19 protein-coding genes and 1 other RNA gene are annotated in these 25,738 nt (G+C 38.7%); 7 read left to right on the forward strand and 13 right to left on the reverse strand.

Translation table 11 applies throughout. The features are described from left to right. Window positions 1-151: 151 nt before the first annotated feature. From BUA16_RS18960 to BUA16_RS07870, 3 genes are all read right to left on the reverse strand, one after another. Entirely contained in the window at window positions 152-409 is a 258-nt protein-coding gene (locus BUA16_RS18960) for a hypothetical protein (protein ID WP_072764207.1), read from the reverse strand. A 166-nt stretch (window positions 410-575) separates the two neighbouring features. Next, window positions 576-974, reverse strand: a complete 399-nt coding sequence (locus BUA16_RS07865) for an acyl-CoA thioesterase (protein ID WP_072764208.1) — start codon at window positions 972-974, stop codon at window positions 576-578. Beyond that, window positions 974-2,014 carry a glutaminyl-peptide cyclotransferase gene (locus BUA16_RS07870; RefSeq protein WP_072764209.1) on the reverse strand — a complete coding sequence of 347 codons (1,041 nt, stop codon included), beginning with the start codon at window positions 2,012-2,014 and terminating at the stop codon, window positions 974-976. Before BUA16_RS07870 ends, BUA16_RS07865 begins: the two co-directional genes overlap by 1 nt. 231 nt (window positions 2,015-2,245) lie before the next feature. Between BUA16_RS07870 and ffs the strand changes: the two genes are divergently transcribed. From ffs to fsa, 3 genes are all read left to right on the forward strand, one after another. Then, an RNA gene (ffs, locus tag BUA16_RS07875) (signal recognition particle sRNA small type) lies at window positions 2,246-2,344 on the forward strand. 122 nt (window positions 2,345-2,466) lie between these two features. Next, a complete protein-coding gene (locus BUA16_RS07880; RefSeq protein WP_072764310.1) occupies window positions 2,467-3,276 on the forward strand; it encodes an SDR family oxidoreductase in 810 nt (269 codons plus the stop codon). A gap of 73 nt (window positions 3,277-3,349) precedes the next feature. Further along, the gene (gene fsa, locus BUA16_RS07885) at window positions 3,350-4,003 is read left to right on the forward strand and encodes a fructose-6-phosphate aldolase (protein ID WP_072764210.1); all 654 of its coding nucleotides are present in this window, start codon (window positions 3,350-3,352) and stop codon (window positions 4,001-4,003) included. A gap of 297 nt (window positions 4,004-4,300) precedes the next feature. Here fsa and BUA16_RS07890 read toward each other — a convergent pair whose 3' ends face one another. Continuing rightward, window positions 4,301-5,689 carry a transaldolase gene (locus tag BUA16_RS07890; protein WP_072764211.1) on the reverse strand — a complete coding sequence of 463 codons (1,389 nt, stop codon included), beginning with the start codon at window positions 5,687-5,689 and terminating at the stop codon, window positions 4,301-4,303. Between the two features lie 193 nt (window positions 5,690-5,882). Here BUA16_RS07890 and BUA16_RS07895 point away from each other — a divergent pair, with 193 nt between their 5' ends. Then, the gene (locus BUA16_RS07895) at window positions 5,883-7,511 is read left to right on the forward strand and encodes an ABC-F family ATP-binding cassette domain-containing protein (protein WP_072764212.1); all 1,629 of its coding nucleotides are present in this window, start codon (window positions 5,883-5,885) and stop codon (window positions 7,509-7,511) included. Between the two features lie 468 nt (window positions 7,512-7,979). Here the strand turns inward: BUA16_RS07895 and BUA16_RS07905 are convergent, their stop codons facing one another. Further along, window positions 7,980-8,699 carry a hypothetical protein gene (locus BUA16_RS07905; RefSeq protein WP_072764311.1) on the reverse strand — a complete coding sequence of 240 codons (720 nt, stop codon included), beginning with the start codon at window positions 8,697-8,699 and terminating at the stop codon, window positions 7,980-7,982. Between the two features lie 538 nt (window positions 8,700-9,237). Further along, window positions 9,238-11,664, reverse strand: coding sequence for a phenylalanine--tRNA ligase subunit beta (gene pheT, locus BUA16_RS07910; RefSeq protein ID WP_072764214.1), 2,427 nt, complete (start codon window positions 11,662-11,664; stop codon window positions 9,238-9,240). 136 nt (window positions 11,665-11,800) lie between these two features. Here pheT and BUA16_RS07915 point away from each other — a divergent pair, with 136 nt between their 5' ends. Further along, complete coding sequence (locus BUA16_RS07915; protein ID WP_072764215.1) at window positions 11,801-13,036, forward strand: peroxiredoxin family protein; 1,236 nt, start codon at window positions 11,801-11,803, stop codon at window positions 13,034-13,036. 493 nt (window positions 13,037-13,529) lie between these two features. Here BUA16_RS07915 and leuB read toward each other — a convergent pair whose 3' ends face one another. Both leuB and BUA16_RS07925 read right to left on the reverse strand, forming a co-directional pair. Further along, window positions 13,530-14,648: a 3-isopropylmalate dehydrogenase gene (gene leuB / locus BUA16_RS07920; protein ID WP_072764216.1), complete on the reverse strand. Its 1,119-nt coding sequence runs from the start codon at window positions 14,646-14,648 to the stop codon at window positions 13,530-13,532. Further along, the gene (locus tag BUA16_RS07925) at window positions 14,649-15,821 is read right to left on the reverse strand and encodes a 2-isopropylmalate synthase (RefSeq protein ID WP_072764217.1); all 1,173 of its coding nucleotides are present in this window, start codon (window positions 15,819-15,821) and stop codon (window positions 14,649-14,651) included. It lies immediately after the preceding gene. Between the two features lie 147 nt (window positions 15,822-15,968). Between BUA16_RS07925 and BUA16_RS07930 the strand changes: the two genes are divergently transcribed. Then, window positions 15,969-17,513 (forward strand): hypothetical protein, encoded by a 1,545-nt coding sequence (locus BUA16_RS07930; RefSeq protein WP_072764218.1) that lies wholly within the window; start codon window positions 15,969-15,971, stop codon window positions 17,511-17,513. A gap of 225 nt (window positions 17,514-17,738) precedes the next feature. Here BUA16_RS07930 and BUA16_RS07935 read toward each other — a convergent pair whose 3' ends face one another. The 5 genes from BUA16_RS07935 to BUA16_RS07955 all read right to left on the reverse strand — a co-directional run bounded on the left by BUA16_RS07935 (window position 17,739) and on the right by BUA16_RS07955 (window position 23,221). Beyond that, window positions 17,739-18,440, reverse strand: coding sequence for an RluA family pseudouridine synthase (locus tag BUA16_RS07935; protein WP_072764219.1), 702 nt, complete (start codon window positions 18,438-18,440; stop codon window positions 17,739-17,741). A gap of 87 nt (window positions 18,441-18,527) precedes the next feature. After that, complete coding sequence (gene panB, locus BUA16_RS07940) at window positions 18,528-19,346, reverse strand: 3-methyl-2-oxobutanoate hydroxymethyltransferase (protein WP_072764220.1); 819 nt, start codon at window positions 19,344-19,346, stop codon at window positions 18,528-18,530. A 153-nt stretch (window positions 19,347-19,499) separates the two neighbouring features. After that, entirely contained in the window at window positions 19,500-20,831 is a 1,332-nt protein-coding gene (locus tag BUA16_RS07945; RefSeq protein WP_072764312.1) for a DUF3748 domain-containing protein, read from the reverse strand. 290 nt (window positions 20,832-21,121) lie between these two features. After that, window positions 21,122-21,673 (reverse strand): DUF1572 family protein, encoded by a 552-nt coding sequence (locus BUA16_RS07950; protein WP_084668457.1) that lies wholly within the window; start codon window positions 21,671-21,673, stop codon window positions 21,122-21,124. A gap of 123 nt (window positions 21,674-21,796) precedes the next feature. Beyond that, on the reverse strand, window positions 21,797-23,221 hold the full coding sequence (locus BUA16_RS07955; protein ID WP_072764222.1) for an L-serine ammonia-lyase: 1,425 nt from the start codon (window positions 23,219-23,221) through the stop codon (window positions 21,797-21,799). Window positions 23,222-23,801: 580 nt separating this feature from the next. On the opposite strand from BUA16_RS07955, the gene dnaK reads away from it, so the two are divergent. Beyond that, a complete protein-coding gene (dnaK, locus tag BUA16_RS07965) occupies window positions 23,802-25,706 on the forward strand; it encodes a molecular chaperone DnaK (protein ID WP_072764224.1) in 1,905 nt (634 codons plus the stop codon). The last annotated feature ends 32 nt before the right edge of the window (window positions 25,707-25,738 follow it).

Genomic DNA, 25,738 nt, shown 5'->3' on the forward strand with positions numbered 1-25,738 from the left:
TGCTGAAAATAGGTGCTACCATTAAAATAACCAAAAGAAGAATTTATTACCGGCTCTCCAAAGCCTTTGTGTACCAGCATCTATTCCAGGAATTGCTCTCTGGCTAAAAGTTACTCATCTCACTGTTTATCAGTCTTGGGATACCTATGCCTTATCGGGAAATTTCAGCAATATCAGGACTAAAAATAGTCATATCTGCACTAAAATTTACAGAAGGTTCATCTAACAGCTGGAAAACTATCCCGGAAAATTTCCTTAATCCAGGGAATGCAAAATTTATCCTCAAATTCCTTGAAGAAAAAACTCTTGGTGAATAATGCGGGTTAAAGTTCTCGTATTCCTTTAAAAAGTGCTGAAGTTGTAGGTTCGAAGTGGCATCAGAATCTATAATAGTATAGCTAAACTCCATAGTATTGGTGTTTTGCTACAATTTAAGAAGTGTTTGCTATAATACCCTAGGTTTTAGCCATAGAAAAACTAGGGTTTCTGTGCGTAGTCAACCAATAAGTATCTTTTTTAGTGAAGTAGGGATAAAAGGCCTTGTTGGTTGATAAAAAGAAAGTAGAGAGAGTCTATTAATTGTTGTCAATAAACACATCTTCGATCTCTTTTGAGATTCGCATAGGTTTAAAGGTCTCTGCGTTTAAGAGACACCATTCTGTTTTAGATTTAACAAGGAGCTGATCGTTGTGCTTGTTGTACATTTCTACAATTCTAATGCTGATCGCTCCTTTGCTTTTGTCTATATATGTTTTAATCAGGATTTCATCATTTAGTTTCGCGGCGCTTTTATAAGTGATATGATGGGTTAATACCACCCAGGCAGTAGTGCTCAGCAATTCTTGTGGTGCTTTGGTTTGCCAATGCTCTTTGGCGATATCTTGCATCCATTGTACATACCTTACATTGTTTACGTGGTTTAAATCGTCTAAATCGTCTGCGACTACGGTGATGGTTTTTTGAAAGGATTTCATTATTTCTTGTGTATTTTAACTTCAAATAACTTGCTCCAATTTTTTCCGGTGATAAAAAAGGTCTTCCTTTCAGGGTGATAGGCCACACCGTTTAGGACGTCTAGGTTTTCATGCTGCTTTACCTTGTCTTTTAGGCCGCCAAAATTAACAACACCTTCAATAGCCCCGCTTTTGGCATCAATAATCATCATGCTTTCCTTTTGGTATACATTGGCATATATTTTACCATCTACATATTCTAGCTCATTAGCCTTGTTGAAAATGGATTTATTGGTGACAGTTTCCAGAAAACTTTCCTCTGCCAAGGTTTCTTTGTTTAGGATCCAAATTTTTTCCGTACCATCGCTTTTGAAAATTTTCTGTCCATCATTGCAAAGTCCCCAGCCTTCCTTGCTTTGATTGTATTTAAAGCTGCCTGTTTTTTGAAAACTATTGAGGTCATAAATAAATCCGATACCATTACGCCATGTAAGTTGATAGATTTTTTCATCTAAAATGGTAATGCCTTCTCCAAAATAGGTGTTCTCTAAGTCTATTTTTTGAAGGATTTCTCCCGTTTTATAGTCCACTTTGCGCAGTGAAGAATATCCATTTCTTCCGGTGCTCTCGTATAGGGTGTCCTTATAAAATTCTAATCCTTGGGTATAGGCATTTATATCGTGCGGATATTCGTTGATGATGTCATAGGTATAGATTACCGGTGCCTTTTCTGCTAAAATTTTTAATTTTTTTTCTACCGCTACGGTATTGCCTTCATAAGTAACCGTAGCAGAGAGTGTTTTAGAGCCAAGAACTGCTTCATTAAGGTGAATTTTACCGTCATTAACATTTATTTCCTTGTCGTTTAGTTTATAGACAACTTTATCTACAGTTTGGTTTTTTAGCGGATTGAGTTTAATTCCTACGGTTTCATTTTGTTGAAACTCGGTTTTGTTGCCCTCTATTTGTATTTCGAAAAGTGAAGCGGGATCTGGATTTCCACCACAAGCCATGAAAAAAATAGGGACTAAGCATGTTAGGTGGTACTTTAAAATGTTCATTATATAGTAGTGTTTAGGTGTGTAATAACAGAAATTTACTGCTCAAAATTAAATAAAAGTAATTTTTTTATTTTTTTTTCAAATTTATATCGAATCCAATTTATTCGTAGTTGATTTATAATCAATCCAATATCGTTGAAAAGGTATTTTAAAATTGTATAGGCAAGTTATTTAATAAAAATTAGACCAAAAAATGATTGGAAAAAAAAGAAAAGAGTGTATCTTTGCACTCGGCAAGTCCTACACGACCAGCTCCTGTAGAATCCCCCAGGGCGGGAACGCAGCAAGGGTATATGGTTGTAGCGGTGCGATGTAGGTAGCTTGCCTTTTTTTGTACCCGAAACTGAACAAACACTTCGAAGTTCAGTTGTTGTCCCAACAGAATTTTAATCCATTCTTTTCTCTTAAAATTGTACATTTATTTGTTATTTTGCCAGCTTATACAAATGGTGATGGAAGGTAAAGTTGTACTGATTACAGGAGGTTCGTCTGGAATAGGGAAATCTATAGGAGTTTTTTTAAAATCTAAGGGTTTTAAAGTCTATGGCACTACAAGAAACCTGTCAAGGTATCCGGATTTTAAGGAGTTTGAGCTTTTGGAGCTCGATGTTAGGGATGTGAAAACCATTCAAGGGGCAGTTTCCCAGCTCATAGCAAAGGAAGGAAGGATAGATGTGTTGGTTAATAATGCTGGCGTAGGGATTACCGGACCAATAGAAGAAACTCCTCATGAAGAAATTTTAAAGGCCTTTGATACTAATTTTAATGGACCCTTGCATGTGTCCAAAGCTGTATTGCCGCATATGCGAAAGCAAAAATCGGGACTGGTTATAAATATTACTTCTATAGCGGGTTATATGGGATTGCCGTATAGAGGGATTTATTCGGCTAGTAAAGGTGCGTTGGAGCTGGTGACCGAAGCGCTGCGTATGGAGACTAAAGGGTTTGGAATTTCTTTCACTAATTTAGCACCTGGCGATTTTGCGACCAATATTGCTTCTGGGCGTTATCACGTACCGGTTGTAGAAAGCTCACCGTATCAATTGCCTTACGGGAACACTCTAAAGATGATGAATGAGCATGTAGATCATGGTCAGGATCCTATGTTGGTGGCACATATGGTGCTTAGGATCATAAATACGGCTAATCCTAAGGTCCATTATAAGGTGGGAGAGTTTATGCAAAAATTCTCATTGTTTCTCAAAAAAGTTTTACCAGACAAAATGTACGAGAAACTATTGATGAATCATTATAAATTGTAATTTTACGAATCTTAAAGAAAGGGCATTATTTTTAGTGTTTCCTTTCATACATTAATTAAAAATAGCAAATAAGATGAAATTTTTTATTGACACAGCAAACTTGGCTCAAATAAAGGAAGCCCAAGAATTAGGGGTTTTAGATGGTGTAACCACTAATCCGTCTTTGATGGCTAAGGAAGGAATTACAGGAAGAAACAATATCTTAAAGCATTATGTGGATATCTGTAATATCGTTGACGGTGATGTTTCTGCTGAGGTGATTTCTACTGATTTCGCTTCTATGGTTAAAGAAGGGGAAGAGTTGGCTGAGTTGCATGAGCAGATCGTAGTGAAAGTTCCTATGATCAAAGATGGTGTAAAAGCGATAAAGTATTTTTCTAATAAAGGAATAAGAACCAATTGTACGTTGGTTTTTTCGGTAGGACAAGCGTTATTGGCTGCTAAGGCTGGAGCAACGTATGTATCTCCTTTTATCGGAAGATTAGATGATATTTCTACAGACGGATTGAACCTGATATCTGATATTAGACTAGTTTATGACAACTACCAGTTCGAAACTCAAATCTTAGCGGCATCTGTAAGACACACAATGCACGTTATTGACTGTGCTAAACTTGGATCAGATGTTATTACTGGACCTTTATCTGCTATTGAAGGATTGTTAAAACACCCTTTAACAGACAGTGGTTTGGCTAAGTTTTTAGAAGACTACAACAAAGGAAACTAATTTTCCTTAACAACTATAAAAAAAGTCCCAGGGGTTTATTTCTCAGGGACTTTTTTTGTTTATAATGGTTTTGGGGATCAAGGATCAAGTAAAAGCTATTTCTTTTAATGAATTTGACATGGCTATCTTATTCCGCGTTAGGGACCGTAGCGGCATCCCCGCAGCAAAGCAAGGGATATAGCGAAGTGCCCGCCCGAGGAACGAGGGAACGCCCAAATAATTTTAATAGGAGCTGTTAGTCTAGGGAATCGGTCTTGCTGCATTGCATTTGAACACAGCGCTTTTAATATTGTTCTGTTAGAAACTGCTATAAATGTCGGCGAAGGCGTCTATAATAACACCGTCCTTGGTAATAATGCCTTTGTTTAAGCTCTTTAGGACCAAAGCGTTTTTTAAATTCTCAAAATCATCGGATCTGTACTGTTTGCTGGTATCCAAGTTGCTGGTGTTAAGTACGTATTGCCATCGAGCTGGATCGGTGTTGCAATTGATTCCGATAAAGGTATATTCTGGTTTGCTTACTGCCAATTGGGACACGCGTTTTTTTATGCCTTCAAAGTGCATTCTTTGGGCGTCTGTCCAGAAATAAAACACCGCATTCTTTTCCTTGTCCGCTATTTCTTGGAGAGTAACCGAAATGCCCTCGGCATTAATAACAGAGATATTGGGCAGTTTACTGGAAGGTTGTAGGTTGATGACTCCTTGGTACAACAATTCTATTTCTTTGTGATGTTTATTGTTTTGCGCCAATTTTCGGAAATCATTGATGAAAATTTTATTGTTTTCATCTCCCTCATGAGCGTTGATTAAGTAATCCATGGCAACATTCCTAAAAAGGTTGTCACGCAGCCCTTTTTCTGTTACCAAATCGTTTATCAATTGCAGCTTGTGCTGGTTGAAATGAAGTTTGTTCTTTACAATGCTATGGTGGTTTTCAAGGCAGCCATCCTTGCAACTCATATAGGACAAGTTGTCAAAATGGTTCTTCATAAAATTGTAATAGGGTCTTAGATAGGTTAGTTTGTTGTTGTCATATTCCAAATCTTTTCTATAGGTGTAAAAATGTTCCGGAACCGTGGTGATTTCTTTCTTAGCATTCCTGATCCTGTTCCAAAAAGGATAGCGTTCCTTGTAGGTATAGTAATGGTAGTCTATGCTGGCCGTTGCTATTTCCAAAGCGTTTTTAGATAACTGTGCCTCTTTGCTTAGTTCGTTTAGCAATTTAAATTTTATGCTTCGTAAAGAGTCTATTTTTTTACAAAATTCGCTTGGCTCAAGGCTGTAAAGTGGGAGTATTTTATTGGGTTCGTCTTCTGTGCTAAGGAATAGTTCCAGCAAAAAGTTATTGATTTCATCTCCTGTGCCGGAAAAAATTAGGGACTCATCAAAATCCTTGGTATTTAATCGGATCATGAGACTGTCACCTTGTTCAAGATATACATATTGCAATTCCGGACTGTGGTTAAAATGGTATAGTCCTTCGGCTACAGAGTCTAATGTTATGGAGAATCGGTTGTCTTGGTTTAGTTTGGCGGAGTCTATAACGACCTCGTCTTTATAAAGTACGACATAATCGCTCGTGGGGTTAACAATTTCACCAGCAAAATATGCACTAGAGGATTTTTTTTCTTTAGTACCGCAGCTAATAAGTGCGAATAAAAAAGTATAGAGTAAAGGTTTATTCATATTAGAATAGCAACTTTATTGTAAACAAATCTACTAAACTCAAAAGACACAGCTTGTTAATTGTGAGTTAAAACTACAGGGTTCGAGATAAAATAGCCATGGTACTTCATTGTATTAGATGGTAATGGGTACTAATATAGTTGGCTTAGCGGGTTTATTTTGTTATTTTTGCACAAAATTTAAAATTTCATTTATGCTATCTGTATCAAATTTATCTGTACAATTCGGGAAAAGAATTCTTTTCGATGAAGTAAACGTAGCCTTTACACAAGGAAATTGTTATGGGGTTATTGGTGCCAACGGCGCAGGTAAATCTACTTTCTTAAGAATTCTTTCCGGACAGATAGATCCAACTTCCGGACATGTTCATTTAGAGCCTGGAAAGCGTATGTCTATCTTAGAGCAAAATCACAACGCCTATGATGAGTACACTGTTTTGGAAAGTGTTGTCATGGGAAATAAGCCTTTGTTCGACATTAAAAGTGAGATTGATGCTCTTTATGCTGATTATAGTGATGAAAATGCCGAAAGAATAGGAGAGTTGCAGGTGCAGTTCGAAGAAATGAACGGTTGGAACGCAGATAGTAATGCTGCAGCAATGCTATCGAACTTAGGAATTACCGAGGAGTTTCATTATAGCTTAATGGCCGATATGGATTCTAAATTAAAGGTGAGGGTATTATTGGCCCAGGCACTTTTTGGAAACCCGGATGTGCTTATTATGGATGAGCCTACCAACGACCTGGATTATGAAACCATTAGCTGGTTAGAGCATTTCCTTGCCAATTATGAGAATACAGTAATAGTGGTGTCTCACGACAGGCACTTTTTAGATTCAGTATGTACGCATATTGGAGATATCGATTTTGGAAAGATGAACCTTTATTCTGGGAATTATACTTTCTGGTACGAGAGTAGTCAATTGGCAGCTAGACAAAGAGCGCAGCAGAACAAAAAATCTGAGGAAAAGGCCAAGGAGTTACAGGAGTTTATTATGCGTTTCAGTGCAAACGTCGCTAAGAGTAAGCAGGCTACTTCCCGTAAAAAAATGTTGTCCAAATTAAAGATCGAAGATATTAAGCCTTCGAGCAGACGTTATCCGGCCATTATTTTTGAAAGAGAGAGAGAAGCTGGTGACCAGATATTGAATATCGAAAAACTTGCCGCTTCTACCGAAGAAGGAGAAGTGTTGTTTCAGGATGTAAATATCAATTTGGCCAAAGGTGATAAGGTGGTGGTTATTTCGAAGGATTCCAGGGCCGTTACTGCCTTTTACGAGATCTTGAACAATAATAGAAAAGCCGATAACGGAACTTATCAGTGGGGTATTACTACCACGCAATCTTATTTGCCGGCAGACAATTCACCCTTCTTTAACAGTGATCTAAATTTGGTAGACTGGTTAAGACAATATGCCAAAACTGAGGAAGAAAGAGAAGAGGTAAGTATTAGGGGCTTTTTAGGAAAAATGCTCTTTAGCGGAGAAGAAGCCTTAAAAAAATGTACGGTATTATCCGGAGGAGAAAAAGTGCGTTGTATGCTTAGTAGAATGATGTTGATGCGTGCCAACGTTTTAATGTTGGACGAGCCTACGAACCACTTGGACTTGGAAAGTATTACTACTTTTAACAATTCCTTGAAAAACTTTAAAGGAACAGTGCTTTTCTCTACCCATGATCATGAGTTTGCAGAAACTGTTGGTAATAGGGTGATCGAATTGACGCCTAAAGGATGTATCGATAGGTATCTGACTTTTGATGAGTATATGTCAGATAAATCTATTAAAGAGCAACGCGAGAAAATGTACGTCGTGAATGCCTAAGGTGTTCCTGGGATTCTTGTCCAAGAATTTTTACCATAAATTTAAAGCTGTCTTAAAAGGCAGCTTTTTTTATTTCCTTTACGTTTACTTTTTGGAAGTAAGTCTATGTTTGAATGAAAGTGATTTGGGCGTTCCCTCCTTCGTCGGGCGGGCACTTGGCTATATCCCTTGCTCTGCTGCGGGGATGCCGCCGCGGTCCCTAACGCAGATTAGTAAAAATGAAACTAAATGGCAACTAGTGGGTATTTTGATGCCAACTGGGTGTTTTTAATTGATCGGTGTAGGTGAAAATTTAAATAAGGGCATGTCTATTGGGCTTTAAAAGAAGCTGTGCTTGATGTCGAACCTATTTTGGGATGCCAGTGATAACGTCATAGTTTTTCGATCGGAGTGATGGTGATAAAGCACCATATTTATCCTCGGTTCGGTTTTATCGCAGTTGGCGCCGATAAGTTATGTAGAAATCAGTTAGGGTTTTATGTATTTACTGTTCCAAATGGAAGAATTGAAATTTTTTCCTTTCGCTACCCCGTAATACAGGCAGATAAAGGCCGTAGTTTTAAACATAAAAAAGAAGAGAATCCAGAACTCAGGGGTGGTAAGGTTTTTGGTAAACAAGCCCGATGGAATAACCACGGTTAACAAATAGCTACAAGAGATGATGGTAACTAATAGGTTGGGGAAGTTTTTAAAGGGCCACATCATTAGTTTCCTAAGGGGGTGAAGGTCTGTTCCCCATTTGTGTATTAAGTAGTAGTAATCGTTCCCAATGGGTGCAAATAAAACAGGATCGTCTCTGTCTTCTAGGATAAAGAGTTTGGAAGGAGCCAAGATTTTAAATCCCTTTAGTTCGGTATTGTGAAGTTTTTCCAGCCCTTTTATTTTGGAAATAACCTCAGAAGGCAGTGGGCCTTTAAAATACCGAACGTCTAAAAACCGAAGCCTATAATTTATCGCTATTTTTTTAATATGGCTTATATGGTATATTTCTTTGGTGTCCAATAAATCGAACTTGAAGGAATTGGAGCTGCTATTGTTTTTGGAGCTTAGTGTGGCGCTAATTCTTTTTCGAATATCCTCGTCTTCGGATAAAAGCTTATAAACCTCGGCAATGAGTTGTTGCGCCTGGTTTTCTTTCTCCTTCTCTTGGAAGAGCTTTTTCTGAATGTTGGTTTTCTCTAGTAGCATCACCATTTCAATTAGTCCTCCTTATAAAGTTAAGGAATTTCGGGTTTCTTTTCAATAGCGAGGCTATTAAAATTATAAAAGTTCGCTATTGCTGCTCCCTGTTATAATCTTAGCAGGGGAATGCTTTAAGTGATGAAAGCCGTTGTTGAATAATGAATACAATGAGTACTGTCGGTGGCGATTTAATTCAATAGGCAAACTCTAGTATAGTTAATTAACGCTATAAAAACGGCTTGTTAAAAGGCTTATTCCGTTCTGTTGTTGTGATCGAAAAAGGGGGGGGGAGAAGGCTATTTTAGTATGCTGGAAGAGCAATTCTATAGGAAGTAGTAAATATATCCTTGGGAGTAAGGGGTGTATGGCCAAGGAAGGACGAAAACACTTATTTGAACGCCGGGTTGGGTTGTTAGGGGGTTACAGTGATAGATAGCGAATAAAAAAACCGTTATTTTCTCGGGACTGGCATTACTGCTGTTCGTAAAGAAATAACGGTTTTTATTTGTAATTTGTGTGGTTACAAACGATTGTGATGCACAACTTACCTTAATTCGGCACCAAGGTCTGTAGCGTAACGCTGTTGTAACTTGTTCATAATCTTGTCTATTTTCTTGTCTGTCAGGGTGCCCTTTTCGTCTAATAATGTATAGCTTACGGCATAAGATTTTTTTCCTTGCGGCAAATTACTTCCAGTGTATACATCAAATAGATTGATATTGGTCAATAATTTCTTTTCCGTTTCTAAGGCGATATCGTAGATCTGTTTAAAGCTTACGTTTTCGTCTATCAATAAAGCAAAATCTCGTTTTACCTCAGGATATTTTGGAATTTCCTTAAATACAATTTCGGTATTAAGGATGGCATCCAAAATATTGTCCCAATTAAAATCGGCGTACAATACTTCTTGTTTGATATCGAATGCCTTTAAAATCGATTTCTTGATAACCCCTAAGCTTACAATTTCCTTTTTCGCGTATTTTAGGGTAATTCCTTCCGAGTAAATATCTAGGGTAAGCGGTTGTGAGTTTAAGTGGTTGAGTCCTAAACGACTTAAGGCGTTTTCGGTAATAGCTTTTAAATAGAAGAAGTCCGATTTCTTAGGGGAATTCGTCCAGCTGTCTTCTAATCTGTTTCCTGTGATAAGAAGGCTTAGGTGTTTGTTCTCTATTCTTTTGCTATCATATTGATGGTAGGTTTTTCCAAATTCGAAAAATTTCAAGTTTGGTTTTTTTCGATTGCTGTTGTATGCTATCGCTTCTAGGCCAGAAAACAGCATAGATTGCCTCATGACCGATAAATCTGTGCTAAGGGGATTTAGCATCACGACATTTTGTTCCGATTTAAAATCTTCGGAAAGTTCGGTATAGGCAGGTGATGTAAGACTGTTACATAATATTTCATTGAATCCTTGAGCTGCCAAAAGGTTGCCAATGATGTTTTGAATCTTATAATCTTCGAATTTAGAAGTGGTGGCTACGGAAGCGTTTAATTTCTCCTTGAATTCTACATTGTTGTAGCCAAAAACCCTTAGGATTTCCTCAATAACATCGACTTCTCTTTGTACGTCTACCCTGTAAAAAGGAATGGAGAGTCCTAGACCCGATTCGGTGATGTTTTTAACCTTAATATCCAAGGACGCTAAAATAGATTTTATCGTATCCTTAGGGATTTCCTGTCCAATTAACTTGTTGATCTTATCGAAGGTTAAGAATACATGGTAATCGTCTTTTTTCTTAGGATAGATGTCTACGATATCCGAAGTGATATCTCCACCGGTGATTTCGTGGATCAATAAGGCTGCCCGTTTAAGGCTGTACTCTACGTTGTCAATATCTATACCTCTCTCGAAACGGAAAGAAGCATCGGTATTAAGTCCGTGTCTTTTTGCAGTTTTACGAACAGAGACCGGATTAAAGTAGGCACTTTCTAAAAATATGCTTTGGGTAAATTCGGTAACTCCAGAGTTTTCTCCTCCAAATACCCCTGCAATGCAAAGCGGTTTTTCGCTATCGCATATCATTAAATCTTCTTCGCTTAAAGTTCTCTCAATACCATCGAGAGTAGTGAACTTGGTGCCTTTTGGAAGGGTTTGAACTATTATTTTGTTATCCTTGATTTTTGCGGCATCAAAGGCATGTAGAGGTTGGCCTAATTCGTGTAACACGTAATTAGTAGCGTCTACTACGTTGTTTTTCGGTGTAATACCTATAGAAAGCAATCTGTTTTTTAGCCAAGTTGGAGATGGCTGAACTACCATATTGCTAATGGTGATTCCAGAATACCTTGGCGCTAGCGTATTGTTTTTTACTTCAACATCTACTTTCAAGGATCTATTGGTGATATTGAAATGGGAAACTGGCGGTGTAATAAGTTCCTTAAGGATGTCTTTTTGTTTAAAACCTGCCTTTAAATCTCTGGCAACACCAAAATGACTCATGGCATCGGCTCTATTAGGAGTAAGGCCAATTTCAAAAACCTCGTCATTTTCGACCTCAAAAATTTCGGCACAAGGTGTTCCTGCCTTTAGCTTTTCATCTAAGACCATGATGCCATCATGACTTTCTCCAAGCCCTAATTCGACTTCGGAACAGATCATGCCAAAACTTTCCTCTCCCCGGATCTTTCCCTTCTTAATGGTCCAAGCGTCACCTTCGGCCGTATATAGGGTAGTGCCTATAGTAGCCACTGGTACATTTTGTCCTGCAGCGATATTAGGGGCGCCACAGACGATTTGTAGAGGGGCTGGAAGACCTATATCTACAGTGGTTAATTTTAATTTATCGGCATTAGGGTGTTGTGCGCAGGTTAAAACATTCCCTACAACAATTCCCTTCAGTCCACCTTTTACGGATTCATAGGGAGTGATGCCTTCTACTTCTAAACCAAGGTCGGTTAAGAGTTCGGCGGTCTTGTTTGCATCCCAATCAATTTTTAAAAACTGTTTTAGCCAGTTGTAAGATATTTTCATCGATAATTATTAGAGGGCTCAAAGATAAAACAATGCTATTAGACATTCAATAGGTAATAGGGCGAATTGTTCTATTTTTTATTCCATATAAAAAATTCAGCTTTATCTTTGGGGCTATTAATTAGTAAACATATCCATGAAATATTTATTTACATTTTTTTTTCTTTCCTTTTTGATTTTATTGAACTCTTGTAATGAGAAAAATAATAAAGTATTGTCCCAAGGCATGTGGCTTGGAGAGTTAGAAGTTACAAAGGAGCAGAAACTTCCTTTTAATTTTAAGCTCGAAAAATCGCCCTTAGGTGCATATTCTATGTTTGTTTATAATGATGAGGAAACTATTGAAATAAATGAGATAGAAATTTCAGGAGACTCTATAGTAATTAAGATGCCAGTTTTTGAAAGCTATTTTTCTGGGAACTTTACGGAAAACAGTATAATAGGCAATTTTATTAACGAGTCTTTAGGTCGAAATGTGGCATTTGAGGCAACTTTCGGAATCAAAGAACGCTTTGATAAAACAGGAAAACCGAGTCCGGGACAAAATATTTCGGGAGATTGGGAGGTTGTCTTCGGTCCAGGAACCATTGATAGTACCATGGCCAAAGGAATTTTTAAACAGCGCGGTGACCAAGTGACGGGTACCTTTAGAACCACTACCGGTGATTATAGATTTTTACAAGGAATACAATACGGTGATTCTGTGAGGCTATCTGCCTTTGATGGGGCCCATGCCTACTTATTTGCTGCCAAAATAACCGATAGTACTCTTAACGGAGTGTTCTATTCGGGGAATCATTTTAAAGAGCCTTTTACGGCGCAACGGAATGAAAACTTTGAGCTTCCAAGTGAAGATTCCCTTACCTTTTTAAAGGAAGGATACGAGAAATTTAATTTTGCCTTTCCTAATACCGACGATCAGATTGTTTCCTTGGAAGATGAAAACTTTAAAGACAAGGTGGTTGTTGTTCAGATTATGGGTACTTGGTGTCCTAATTGTTTGGATGAAACCATGTTTTTGGTAGACTTTATGGAAGAGCACCAAGAAGATGCTTTGGAAGTGGTAGCGCTGGCTTTTGAATACTCTAAGAGCAAGGAAATGGCTTTTAAGGCTATCAATAGGTTAAAGGAACGAGTAGGTATAAAATATCCCGTATTATTGGCGCAATACGGAAGTTCCAATAAAAATTTAGCGCAAGATAAATTACCGATGTTAAATCATATTTTATCGTACCCTACGACGCTTATTATCGACAAGTCTGGACAAGTAAGGAAAATATATACCGGCTTCAATGGCCCGGCTACCGGAGAGATTTATGAGAAATTTAAAACAGATTTCCAAGGGGTTATCGCTAAGTTGTTAGAGGAATAAAACCCTAAAAATCCGTTTTTATGATGATGGAAATATCGGGACGAAAGGTATCTGTTTAATAGTAGGTTTTCCTTATCCGATATTTTCATAATTATCATTAAAGTCATCGTCCCCGTCTATAAAGTTTTCAGGGATAAAATCTTCGACTTCTTCGGTGCCCTAAGAGGAGGGAGTAGGCTTTTAAAGCTATCAATATACTGAAAGGGGTAGGGGCAAAATACTCAGGTTTTTTGTTGCAATACGGAATGTCCAAAAAAAATGAGCGCAAGATAAATTAACCATGTGAATGCATATTTTGTCGTGCCCTAGGACGTAGATTGTCGATAAGTCGTGACAGGTAAGGAAAAAATATACCGGCTTCAATGGGGCGGCTACTGCAGAGATTTATGGGAAATTTAAAACGGATTTCCAAGGGCTTATCACTCCGTTATTAGAGGAATAAAACCTTAAAAATCCGTTTTTATGATGATGGAAATATCGGGACGGAAGGTATCTATATAATGGTAGATTTTCCTAATCCGATATTTTCATAATTATAATTAAAGTCATCGTCGCTATCAATAATGTTTTTAGCGATAAAATCTCCGACTTCTTCGGTACCGTATTTGCTATCTGGGTTCAGATCTACAGTAACAATGTTTTTGCGCAAGGCTTTCTTTACTGCGGCAACTATCGCACGGGCTTCTTCATCGAGACCTAAATGATTTAGCATCATGGCTGTAGAAAGAATAGAGGCAACCGGATTGGCAATGTTTTTCCCTTCAGCTTGTGGATAAGATCCGTGAAAAGGTTCAAACATAGCGTGTTCGTTCCCTATAGATGCCGATGGCAGTAAGCCTTTAGAGCCACAAATTGCACTTCCTTGATCAGATAAGATGTCTCCAAACATGTTTTCCGTAAGAATCACATCAAAATGGCTAGGGTCTAACATCATCTGCATCGCAGCATTGTCTACAAATAAAAAGTCGAGTTCCACTTCGGGATAACTTTCTCCTATTTTTGTAACCACTTTACGCCATAATCTAGAAGATTCCATAACGTTGGCCTTATCGACCAAGGTTAGTTTTTTTCTTCTGTTTTTTGCCGCTTTAAAGGCTAAATGCGCAATTCTGCTAATTTCTTTTTCTGAATACTCGCACAAGTCCGAGGCTACTGTTCCTTCTGGATTTAATTTTTTCTCGCCAAAATAAATACCACCCGTCAATTCCCTGTAAATAACGAAGTCCGTACCAAAAATAATATTCTTTTTTAGCGGAGATTTGTCGATCAGGGTAGGGAAAACTTTTACCGGTCTAATATTGGTAAAGAGTTTTAATTCTGTCCTTAACTGCAGCAAACCTTGTTCGGGCCTTATTTTTGCACTAGGGTTTTCATCGTATTTGAGGGTTCCAATTGCTCCAAATAATATAGCATCGGCTTCCGTGCAAAGCGCAATGGTTTCCTTGGGTAGGGGCGTGCCAAATTTATCCATAGCGGCAGCTCCTATTAATCCTTCGGTATAGGTAAAATGATGGTTGAAGGTCTCTTCAACTGCATGCAAACATTTTATAGACTGGCTGAGGACTTCCGGACCTATGCCGTCACCACCCAAAAGAGCAATTTTTAGATTCATTTAAGCTGTAGTTTCAATTGTTATACCCGAGGCAACAATAATTTCATGAATATCGTCATCTTGGATCTCTTTTTTTAGATCTGCAAATTTTAAAAACTCATCATAAACGGTATCCAATTGGATTTTTGTCAATTCATAACCAACATTTTTGGCTCTATAGGCCAAGGCAGCTCTACCGCTACGGGCAGTAAGAACTATAGAAGATTCGTTCACACCTACATCGGCAGGATCCATTATCTCGTAAGTTTCCCTGTTTTTTATAACGCCATCTTGGTGAATCCCAGAGCTATGCGCAAAAGCATTTGCTCCAACGATCGCCTTATTGGGCTGTACTAACATTCCCATTTTTTGAGAAACCATTTGGCTTGTATCGTACAACAACTTGCTGTTTACATTGGTGTCTAGGTTTAAGTAAGGATGTTGTCTTAAGATCATAACAACCTCTTCCAAGGCGGTGTTCCCAGCTCTTTCGCCAATACCATTAATGGTACATTCAATTTGTCGTGCACCATTGATAACCCCCGCAATAGAATTTGCCGTTGCCAACCCTAGGTCATTGTGACAATGACAAGAAAGGATAGCCTTGTGGATACCAGTTACATTTTCTTTTAAATACTTCATTTTAGCGCCGTATTCATCGGGTAAACAATATCCTGTAGTATCAGGAATGTTCAGTACCGTTGCTCCCGCTTTTATAACAGCTTCGCAAACCCTAGCTAAAAACTCATTGTCTGTTCTACCAGCATCTTCGGCATAAAACTCTACATCTTCCACAAAAGTCTTGGCATACCTAACAGCCTCTACAGCTCGTTCGATAATAGCATCTTTATTGGAGTTGAATTTAAATTTAATATGCGATTCTGAGGTTCCAATTCCAGTGTGTATCCTAGGTTTTACAGCGTATTTTAAGGCTTCTGCGGCAACTTCAATATCTTTCTTAACCGCACGGGTCAGCCCACAAACGGTCGCGTTTTTAACGATTTTTGAAATTTCTTGTACAGAATTAAAGTCTCCAGGACTAGAAATAGGAAACCCTGCTTCAATAATATCTACCCCTAATAGGTCTAACCTTTCGGCTATTACCAATTTTTGGGCAGTGTCTAATTTACAGCCAGGCACTTGTTCCCCATCCCTAAGTGTTGTATCAAATATTTGTACCTTATCTTTACTCATTATAATTACGTAATTTTATGGACGCAATACGAATATAGTGCTACTAGGTTTGTTAGCCTGGTTCAGAAAAGGTTATTTACAACGTTAAATAACTTTCACTACTATGTAAATAACTGAATATCAACAATATAAACCTTTTTTATTACGATGACAAATGCACATAAAGATGCATTATTTGTATTGGTTAAATCGCTTTCTAAGTCAGAAAAACGACAATTTAAATTATACGTTGGACGTTTGGGGGTGAATACCGATGCTAAATTTCTTGCTTTATTTAATTTATTGGATAAGATTAAAGTTTATGACGAAAAGGTAATCCTAGAAAACGGGATCGTCAAGAAGGCTCAACTATCCAATCTTAAGGCACATTTATACAAACAAATATTGGTAAGTCTTAGGCTTAACCCGGTAAATCAAAATATTAGGGTGCAGATTCGGGAGCAATTAGATTTTGCGACCATCCTGTACCAAAAAGGGCTCTATAAGCAGAGTCTCAAAATATTGGATAAGGCCAAATTGATCGCTATTGAAAATGAAGAAAAAAACGTAGCCTATGAGATAGTAGAATTCGAAAAGGTTATTGAGACCCAATATATAACCCGTAGTATTCCCGATAGGGCAGACGAGCTTGCCTTACAAGCCAAAAAACTGTCGGCCCAAAACGTGATGACCAGTAAGTTATCCAATCTGTCCCTGCAATTGTACGGGCAGATGCTGAAGATAGGGTATGCAAGAAGCGACGAGGATATTAAGAGGATTCAGAAATATTTTAAGAAACAATTGCCTAAATACAAAATAGAGGATTTAGGCTTTCGGGAAAAACTTTGGCTGTACAAGGCGCATCTGTGGTACAGTTTTTTAACCCAAGACTTTTTGTCCTGCTACAAATATTCCAGTAAATGGGTAGATCTTTTTTATGACAATAAAGAGATGATCAATTTAAATCCTGTTTTCTTCCTTAAGGCCAACAACTACTTGTTAGAATCCTTGTTTTTTGTAAAGTACAGCTCGCAGTTTAAAGAGACCTTGGAGAAGTTGGAGAAAATGGTCGAAAGCGAGGATTTTCCAAAAAACGATAATATTTCCTCTCTAGGATTTCTTTACCTGACCTCCAACAAACTAAACCTTCATTTTTTAGAGGGTAATTTTGAAAAGGGATTGTATTTGGTGAAGATTGTAGAATACGGAATTAATAAGCACAAAGAAAGGATAGACGAACACCATATCATGGTGCTCTATTATAAAATTGCCTGTCTGTATTTTGGAATAGGGGATAATAAAACATGTATTCAATACCTAAAGCGCATCATCAATAACAAAAATCTTAAAATGCGAGAAGATTTAATGTGCTTTGCTCGAGTGTTAAGTTTAATCGCCCATTATGAGGCGGGGATGGATTATCATTTAGAGGTGCAATTAAAAAGCACTTATAAATTTTTATTGAAAATGAACGACTTACATGCCGTTCAAAAAGAAATGATTAAATTTTTAAGGCGTTTAGGGGATATTTTTCCTCATGAATTGCCCAATGAATTTCAGAAACTTTACGATCAATTAAAAAAATATGAAAACCACCCTTACGAAAAACGTGCTTTTTTATATTTGGATATTATTTCTTGGCTAGAAAGCCATTTGCAAAACAGGCCAGTTTCGGAAATCATTAAAGAGAAGGCTTTGGCGCTTACCCGATAGAGTGACTGATACAAGTGACAGTTAAGGGTTGGTTTTTTAAAAAGTGTTATAAAAGATGGCTGCTTAGCGGTTTTTTTATTATTACGAAAGCCTTGGGCGCGAATGTGTACTTACAATATCATCCAAGGCTTTCTTTATTTTGGCCATAATTAAGAGCATACATGCTTACTTTTCTCTAAAACCAAAGGAGGAAAAGGGCGTTAAAAATATAGGATGCGTTTAGCCTTATGGCGAACATGCTTTCCAGATACTATCGTTGGGAAGGGGGGCTATTAGATTCAGCAACTCCTTTTTTACCGGATGGATAAAAGAAAGTTGTCTGGCGTGCAAATGAATACTACCGTCTTTATTGCTTCGGTCGAAACCATACTTTAAATCGCCCTTTATCGGACAGCCAATAGCGGTGAGTTGCGCCCTAATTTGATGGTGTCTTCCGGTTTTTAAATCTACTTCCAATAAAAAATAACGATCTAGTTTTTTAATGACCTTATATTCTAATATGGCCTTCTTACTTTCTGCTACTTCCTTTATATGGGCGTACGATTTGTTTTGTTTGGTATTTCTTTTAAGCCAATGAACCAGTGTTTCTTGTGCTGTTTCTGGGCACTGTTGTACCACGGCCCAATATGTTTTTTTGGCATCTTTCTCTGCGAAAAGCTTGTTGAGTCTCGGTAGGGCTTTTGAGGTTTTGGCAAAAACAACAATTCCGGTTGTGGGCCTGTCCAATCTATGAGCTACCCCTAAATAAACATTTCCAGGTTTGTTGTGTTTGGTTTTGAGATATTCTTTGACCACCTCACTTAAAGGAGCGTCTCCTGTTTTATCGCCCTGTACAATATCACCAGCTCTTTTATTAATGGCTATAAGGTGGTTGTCTTCATAAATGACTTGAAGATTCTTAGCGTTTGATATAATTTTTAAAGACACCTGAGGCTTGTATTTTAAGATGATACTAGTTAAGAAAATAAAAACTTTTCCAAGGCAGCGCCTAGGGCATGCTGCCTCGGGTGTTTTTTAATATTGTTCTTCGTCGTTGGGAAAGTCTTTCGATTTTACATCCTCGACATATTGAGAAATGGCATTCCCCATTTCTTCGTAAAGGTTTAAATATCGGCGTAAAAATCTAGGGTTAAACTCTTGCGTAATTCCCAGTAAATCGTGTACTACCAATACCTGGCCATCGACACCGTTTCCTGCTCCGATCCCGATAATAGGAATAGAAACGCTTTCGGCTACTTTTTTGGCCAAATCGGCTGGAATTTTTTCCAGGACAATACTGAAACATCCAGCTTTCTCCAAGAATTTAGCATCTTCTATTAATTTTTCCGCTTCTTCTTCTTCCCTAGCCCTAACGGTATAGGTTCCGAATTTGTAAATAGATTGCGGGGTAAGGCCTAAATGCCCCATTACCGGGATTCCGGCGTTCAATATTCTTTTGATCGATTCTTTAATTTCGCTTCCACCCTCTAATTTAACGGCGTGGCCACCGCTTTCTTTCATGATTCTGATCGCCGATCTCAAGGCTTCTTTAGGGTCGCTTTGGTAACTTCCAAAAGGAAGGTCTACCACAACTAAGGCACGTTTTACGGCTCTGATCACAGACGAAGCGTGGTAGATCATTTGATCTAAAGTGATGGGGAGCGTAGTTTCATGACCCGCCATTACATTACTGGCAGAATCACCAACTAAAATAACATCTACCTGTGCCGCGTCCACTATTTTGGCCATGGAATAATCATAGGCAGTTAACATGGATATTTTCTCCCCGTGTTTTTTCATATCCACGAGAGATTTTACAGTAACTCTTTTGTATTCTTTTTTAGCAACAGACATTTGTTTTGTTTTTTTTTTGACGGGATAAAAGTAAGGAGATTTGTTGTAAAACTGCCGGAGACCGAAAATTTTGGCTTTAAATAAACAGTTTTTTAGAGCTAGAGATCCTTAAAATTCAATAAATGAGATTTTTACCCCTAAATAGGGTTGTTGTCATATATGAATGATAAAAATCTGTTTTACAGCAGTACTTGTTTTATGGGCTACAATTTTATTATAGGCGATTTTTTTTCCATCATGTGACCATACTAGGTTGGTCGGCGGATATTCCCCTGGCCGGGTCAACATAAGGGTTTCGTTTTTTTCTATATGAACACTTACTAGAGCGTTTTGCCATACATAGCAAAAGCGGTATTTGCTAGGATGCCAACGCACGCTACCTTGTACATGGGAAGCGTGGAAGGTTCGTTGTACGGGAGATCCTCCCAAGGGTGAAATGGTAAACACCTGCTTAATGTTGTTCTTATCGAAGGCCGTAAAGCTTAGCATACTGCCATCGAATGCCGATCGTACAATACCTTGACAGCCTGGGAAGTCAGTTGCTGCCGTATAGGTAAGTCTTTGTTGATAGGCACCCTGTGGCGGCGATGGCATTGTTGTTTCTGTTCCTTCCAAGGGGCCGTTATCTCCTGGAATATGAATGTTTTCCGGAATATTAACCACAAAGACCTCGTCTATGTCTTTGCCTTCGTTGTTTTTTACAGTTCCTATAAACCCTCTAGCCATTTGCCGGGTGCCGTCCGGTTTTTTGTATCCGGACTTTCCTATCCAACTATCGCCGGCTGCATTGCTAATGTCATCGCTCCCTGGTCTTGGGTTTACCGTAACTTGTGCTACCAAAACACTAAACCATTCGGCCGAAACTTGTTCGCCAGGCTTGGTGTTGTCGGGCGATATGGGGCGATGCCTCTTAGAAACGCCGATAGTTCTCAGATTTTGGTGAATTCCTGTTTGGTCTTCTAGTTTTTTCATCACCGCATCATTATAGGTAAAGCCTATCCATCGATCGTCGGCGCTCCATTCATGACGATGGGTGCCTCCTCTCAATGCTCCAGCAGTAAAAGGATGGTTCGTGTCTCGGGCATCCATAAAAATCGGGGTGCCAGGGTGGTTGTCCTTGACGATTACCCCTGTCCTCCGCCATTGTTCATAAGGGGTGTTTTTATTGCAATTGAAAAGGCCATGAATAAATATTACTTGGTTGTGCTTATGGGCATAACTGGCCGCACCTACACCAAGACCGTATACTGTGTTTTGGCTGAGGTGGTATAATACGACCTTTTCGCCTGTTTCTATATTGATTTTTTCAATAGTGGCGTTAGCGCCTATACCACCTTCCGTGGTTCGGGTGTCATAAACCAGCCATTGGTCATTGGGTGAAAAATTGTCATTATTGTCTAAATCGTGGTGATAGTAAAAATCGTTGGAGATTTGATGTTCTTCTCTAAAATCTTTATCTATGCTACTGTTCCACAATGTTTTCATAAAAAGAGGGTTAGGGGTAGGGAGTAAAAATAATTCTAATTTAGGGGATGCTAATTCAAAAGGAAAAGTTTTCTTCAAAGAATTAAGAGGAAAGAACGATTTCTTGGATTTAAATTTTTAAGTACAGTATGCCCTGTCTAACTATAAGAAAACGAGATTTTCCTATGGGACGTGGATGTTTAAGATTTTCCACGGCCCTTACCTCCGTGTCAGTTGGCCTATATGTTAGTACTTAGTTTTAAGGGCTTGTCCTTAATTAAAACAGGTCTTATATAGTTACGGAAATATTCTTATAGATCGTCGGTAAAATGCTGAGTTCTTTTACCTTTCGAAAGCTTGTCGCTATTGTACTGTTCGGAAGCTTCTTTGGGTATAGAAAGGGGCTGCCATTTCTGATTTTGTATCATTTTGCCTAAAAATACAATTTGTCCAATATGATAGGAGTAGTGGCATAATTGACGGTTGATGGCCTCTATGACGGTATGCCCCATATTTCGGATATAAACGACTCTCTCTAAATCGTTTTCTTTTAAAGCGTCCAAGGCGTTAAAAAGACATTCCCAACCTTGGTTCCATTGTGCCATTGCAGCAGGCTTGGCAGTGGTGTCATTGTTAAATTCGGCAGCTCTGTTTCGCCAATCTTTTTCACCATCGGCCGTTAAGAAGTCCGTCCATCTAGAGCGCATATTGCCATGAAGGTGTTTTACGATCATGGCAATGCTGTTGCTTTCTGTTGTGGGAATCCAGAAAAGCATTTCATCGGGAAGCTGATCCATGGTTTTTTCTCCAAGCGATTTGTAATATTCAAATTGCTTTTTTACACTATTCAAGTAACTGTTCATCGAGATACTTTTTTTATAGGGCTACTTCTTGTAAGTGAGGATGGTACAGCTTGTCACAATCGTCGTAGCTCGGTTTTTTAATTCATTTGACAATTCAGGTCATTTTTTAACAATTTCTATTCCTTAACAATCACTTAAATTAACTCCAACGGCCAATCCGCCTTCAGAAGTTTCTTTGTATTTTGTATTCATGTCCTTGGCAGTTTCCCACATGGTGTTTACAACCTTGTCTAAGGGAACTTTGGCATTGTTAGGGTTCGAGTCTAGGGCTAATTCTGCCGCGTTTATGGCTTTAATAGCCCCCATAGAGTTGCGTTCAATGCAGGGGATCTGTACCAATCCGCCAATAGGGTCACAGGTAAGTCCCAAGTGGTGTTCCATGGCAATTTCCGCGGCCATGGTTACTTGTTCGGGCGTACCTCCCATGAGCTCTGTTAGGGCAGCGGCAGCCATGGCAGATGACACACCGATTTCTGCTTGGCAGCCTCCCATGGCGGCTGAAATGGTAGCACCTTTTTTGAAGATACTGCCGATTTCTCCGGCGACCAAAAGGAATTTTTTAACGTGCTCAAAGTCGGCCTGGTGGTTTTCGATGACCATATAATACATCAGTACGGCAGGAATTACCCCTGCACTTCCGTTGGTAGGCGCTGTTACTACTCTTCCCAAGGAGGCGTTTACTTCATTTACACTAAGGGCAAAGCAACTTACCCATTTTAGGATAGCTCTAAATTTAACCTCTGTTTTTCTGATGGTTAGGAGCCATTCTTGGGGAGAGTCATAAGGGAGGTCGCCTATTAGCTTTTGGTGAGAATCGTAGGCGCGTCTGCGAACATGTAATCCGCCTGGCAAATGTCCTTCCGTATGGCAGCCAATATACATGCATTCTAACATGGTATCCCAAATATGTCGCAGTCCCTCGTCTATTTCGGCATCGGTTCTTAACGAGCGTTCGTTTTCCAATACCAATTCCGAAATTGATTTTTGGTGTTCTTTGCAGCTGGCCAAAAGTTGGGCGCCATTTTGTACGGGATAAGGGAAGGATTTAAACTCCTTGATCTTTTTGATGGCCTTGGTACGGGCTTCCCGGACAACAAAGCCCCCACCGATAGAATAATAGGTTTGCTTTAATTGTTTGCCGCTATCTAAAGTAGCTTCAAAGATCATTCCGTTGGCATGGAATGGCAAGAATTCCTTTTCGAAGACAATATCCGTTTTAGGGTCGAAGGGTATGGTTAAGGCATTGTTTAATTTTAGGCTTTTATTATCCCGAATGCCCTGTATGATACTACCGATGTTTTCTATAGGGATGGTTACCGGATCGGCACCTGTTAGCCCTAGCATAATGGCTAAATCGGTAGCGTGTCCTTTCCCTGTCAGGGATAAAGACCCATAGGTAGATATTTTTATGTGGGTTACTGAATCAAATACTTTTTTCTTTTTCAGTTTTTTAATAAATCGTTCGGCAGCTCGCCAAGGTCCTAAAGTGTGGGAGCTCGAAGGGCCAACTCCTATTTTGAGCATATCGAAAACACTAATGCATTCCATGGACTATATTCCTTAAAATTTTAAGTAAAGGTATGACTATAAATTGTAAAAGTAGAATGTGTTTTCCTCAAAAAACCAAGGGGTTTAAATGGATCGCTTTATTATGTGTACTTGAGATTTAAGGTGTGTTTTTTTTGAATGTATTTAAGAAAGTATGCAGCTAATCTAAGGAAGGGGAGGTGCTGTTTTAAAAAGGGGGATTGCTGAGCTTGTTAAAAACAAATATGGCCCCATAAGGGTGTGGGCGTAGATTGCCAGTAGCAGCTGTGGTGCAATTGTGCCAATAATGCACCAATAAAAATAAGGCTTTAGGGAGCGAGTTTTTTTTGCATTAGTGATTGCAATGTATAGCTCTATGTGTTTGCTTTTTAGGGCAAATACATAGACTAGCAATGAAAAGCACGACCCCGTGGCACTTTTAATGCCATGGGGTAATGCCATAATACCCCTAATAACCTTGGGATTTTGTCCAAAACAAGACAATGTTTATGACACCTTGTCATATTTGATGTCATGGCACAATCCTTGACTTATATAGCACGAGTATTAAAAGAATTTTCAACATAGTAAATATATAAAAATGAGTAAAATTATTGGAATAGATTTAGGAACAACAAACTCTTGTGTTTCTGTAATGGAAGGTAACGAAGCTGTTGTAATTCCAAATGCAGAAGGAAAAAGAACTACTCCATCTGTAATTGCATTTGTAGATGGCGGAGAGATTAAGGTAGGAGATCCTGCAAAAAGACAGGCGGTAACGAACCCGGAGAAAACCATTTATTCCATCAAACGTTTTATGGGGAACAAATTCACTGAGTCTTCTAGTGAAGCCGATAGAGTACCTTATAAAGTGGTAAAAGGAGATAACGATACGCCTAGAGTAGATATCGATGGTCGTTTATATTCGCCACAAGAATTGTCTGCAATGATTCTTCAAAAAATGAAGAAGACTGCTGAGGATTACTTGGGGCAAACTGTTAGTAGAGCGGTAATTACTGTTCCTGCTTATTTTAACGATGCGCAAAGACAAGCTACCAAGGAGGCTGGTGAAATAGCCGGTTTAACAGTAGAGCGTATTATTAACGAACCAACCGCTGCTTCTTTGGCTTACGGTATGGACAAGAAAGATACCGATCAAAAAATCGTTGTTTTTGATTTTGGTGGTGGTACACATGATGTTTCTATCTTGGAATTAGGAGATGGTGTTTTTGAAGTATTGTCTACTGAAGGAGATACCCATTTAGGTGGTGATGATGTTGACCAAAAAATCATTGATTGGTTGGCCGATGAGTTTAACGCTGAGGAAGGAATTGACTTGCGTAAAGACGCAATGGCTTTGCAGCGTTTGAGAGAGGCTGCTGAAAAAGCAAAAATAGAATTGTCTTCTACAGGACAGACAGAAGTAAACTTGCCATATGTTACAGCAACTGCTACAGGACCTAAGCATTTGGTGCGTACATTGACAAAATCTAAATTTGAGCAATTAATTGCTGATTTAGTAGAAAGAACTATCGCTCCTTGTGCTTCTGCCTTAAAAGCAGCTGGATTGTCTAAGAGCGATATTGATGAGATTATTTTAGTTGGTGGTTCTACAAGAATTCCTGCAGTACAAGAAGCAGTAGAAAAATTCTTCGGAAAAAAACCATCTAAAGGAGTAAACCCAGATGAGGTAGTTGCCGTTGGTGCTGCTATTCAAGGTGGTGTACTTACCGGAGATGTAAAGGATGTATTGTTATTAGATGTTACTCCTTTGTCTCTAGGTATTGAAACTATGGGAAGTGTTATGACGAAATTAATCGAAGCTAACACGACTATCCCTACTAAAAAATCTCAGATATTCTCTACGGCAGCAGACAATCAGCCATCGGTAGAAATCCATGTATTGCAAGGAGAGCGCCCAATGGCCAAGGATAACAAAACTATTGGACGTTTCCATTTAGACGGTATTCCACCAGCACAAAGAGGAACACCACAAATTGAGGTGACTTTTGATATTGATGCCAATGGTATTATTAAAGTATCTGCTACGGATAAAGCTACCAACAAAAGCCAGGACATTAGAATTGAAGCTTCTTCTGGTTTGACCGAAGAAGAAATCAAAAAAATGAAGGCCGAGGCTGAAGCGAACGCTGAAGCAGATAAAAAAGCTAAGGAAACTGCCGATAAATTGAATGAAGCAGATGGAATGATTTTCCAAACAGAAAAGCAATTGGCTGAATTTGGCGAAAAATTATCTGACGAAAAGAAAAAGCCTATCGAAGAAGCATTGACTGAACTTAAGGCTGCTTATGAGTCTAAAGATATAGCTGTCATTACTCCTGCTTTGGATAAAATTAACGAAGCGTGGAAAGTAGCTTCAGAAGAAATGTACAAAGCTCAAGCAGAAGCACAGCAAGGTGCTCCTGCAGGTGCTGATGCAGCTGGCGGTGACACTAAGAAAGATGCCGACAATGTAGAAGATGTAGATTTTGAAGAAGTGAAGTAATCACTGATCTTATTTATATAACGAACCCCTTC

It is taken from the genome of Arenibacter nanhaiticus (assembly GCF_900141935.1).
Lineage (GTDB): Bacteria > Bacteroidota > Bacteroidia > Flavobacteriales > Flavobacteriaceae > Arenibacter > Arenibacter nanhaiticus.

Excerpts from the sequence above, each read along its gene's own strand:
- BUA16_RS18960 (WP_072764207.1), bottom strand. The coding sequence starts at position 409 with ATGGAGTTTAGCTATACTATTATAGATTCTGATGCCACTTCGAACCTA.
- BUA16_RS07865 (WP_072764208.1), bottom strand. The coding sequence starts at position 974 with ATGAAATCCTTTCAAAAAACCATCACCGTAGTCGCAGACGATTTAGAC.
- BUA16_RS07870 (WP_072764209.1), bottom strand. The coding sequence starts at position 2,014 with ATGAACATTTTAAAGTACCACCTAACATGCTTAGTCCCTATTTTTTTC.
- BUA16_RS07880 (WP_072764310.1), top strand. The coding sequence starts at position 2,467 with ATGGAAGGTAAAGTTGTACTGATTACAGGAGGTTCGTCTGGAATAGGG.
- fsa (WP_072764210.1), top strand. The coding sequence starts at position 3,350 with ATGAAATTTTTTATTGACACAGCAAACTTGGCTCAAATAAAGGAAGCC.
- BUA16_RS07890 (WP_072764211.1), bottom strand. The coding sequence starts at position 5,689 with ATGAATAAACCTTTACTCTATACTTTTTTATTCGCACTTATTAGCTGC.
- BUA16_RS07895 (WP_072764212.1), top strand. The coding sequence starts at position 5,883 with ATGCTATCTGTATCAAATTTATCTGTACAATTCGGGAAAAGAATTCTT.
- BUA16_RS07905 (WP_072764311.1), bottom strand. The coding sequence starts at position 8,699 with ATGCTACTAGAGAAAACCAACATTCAGAAAAAGCTCTTCCAAGAGAAG.
- pheT (WP_072764214.1), bottom strand. The coding sequence starts at position 11,664 with ATGAAAATATCTTACAACTGGCTAAAACAGTTTTTAAAAATTGATTGG.
- BUA16_RS07915 (WP_072764215.1), top strand. The coding sequence starts at position 11,801 with ATGAAATATTTATTTACATTTTTTTTTCTTTCCTTTTTGATTTTATTG.
- leuB (WP_072764216.1), bottom strand. The coding sequence starts at position 14,648 with ATGAATCTAAAAATTGCTCTTTTGGGTGGTGACGGCATAGGTCCGGAA.
- BUA16_RS07925 (WP_072764217.1), bottom strand. The coding sequence starts at position 15,821 with ATGAGTAAAGATAAGGTACAAATATTTGATACAACACTTAGGGATGGG.
- BUA16_RS07930 (WP_072764218.1), top strand. The coding sequence starts at position 15,969 with ATGACAAATGCACATAAAGATGCATTATTTGTATTGGTTAAATCGCTT.
- panB (WP_072764220.1), bottom strand. The coding sequence starts at position 19,346 with ATGTCTGTTGCTAAAAAAGAATACAAAAGAGTTACTGTAAAATCTCTC.
- BUA16_RS07945 (WP_072764312.1), bottom strand. The coding sequence starts at position 20,831 with ATGAAAACATTGTGGAACAGTAGCATAGATAAAGATTTTAGAGAAGAA.
- BUA16_RS07950 (WP_084668457.1), bottom strand. The coding sequence starts at position 21,673 with ATGAACAGTTACTTGAATAGTGTAAAAAAGCAATTTGAATATTACAAA.
- BUA16_RS07955 (WP_072764222.1), bottom strand. The coding sequence starts at position 23,221 with ATGGAATGCATTAGTGTTTTCGATATGCTCAAAATAGGAGTTGGCCCT.
- dnaK (WP_072764224.1), top strand. The coding sequence starts at position 23,802 with ATGAGTAAAATTATTGGAATAGATTTAGGAACAACAAACTCTTGTGTT.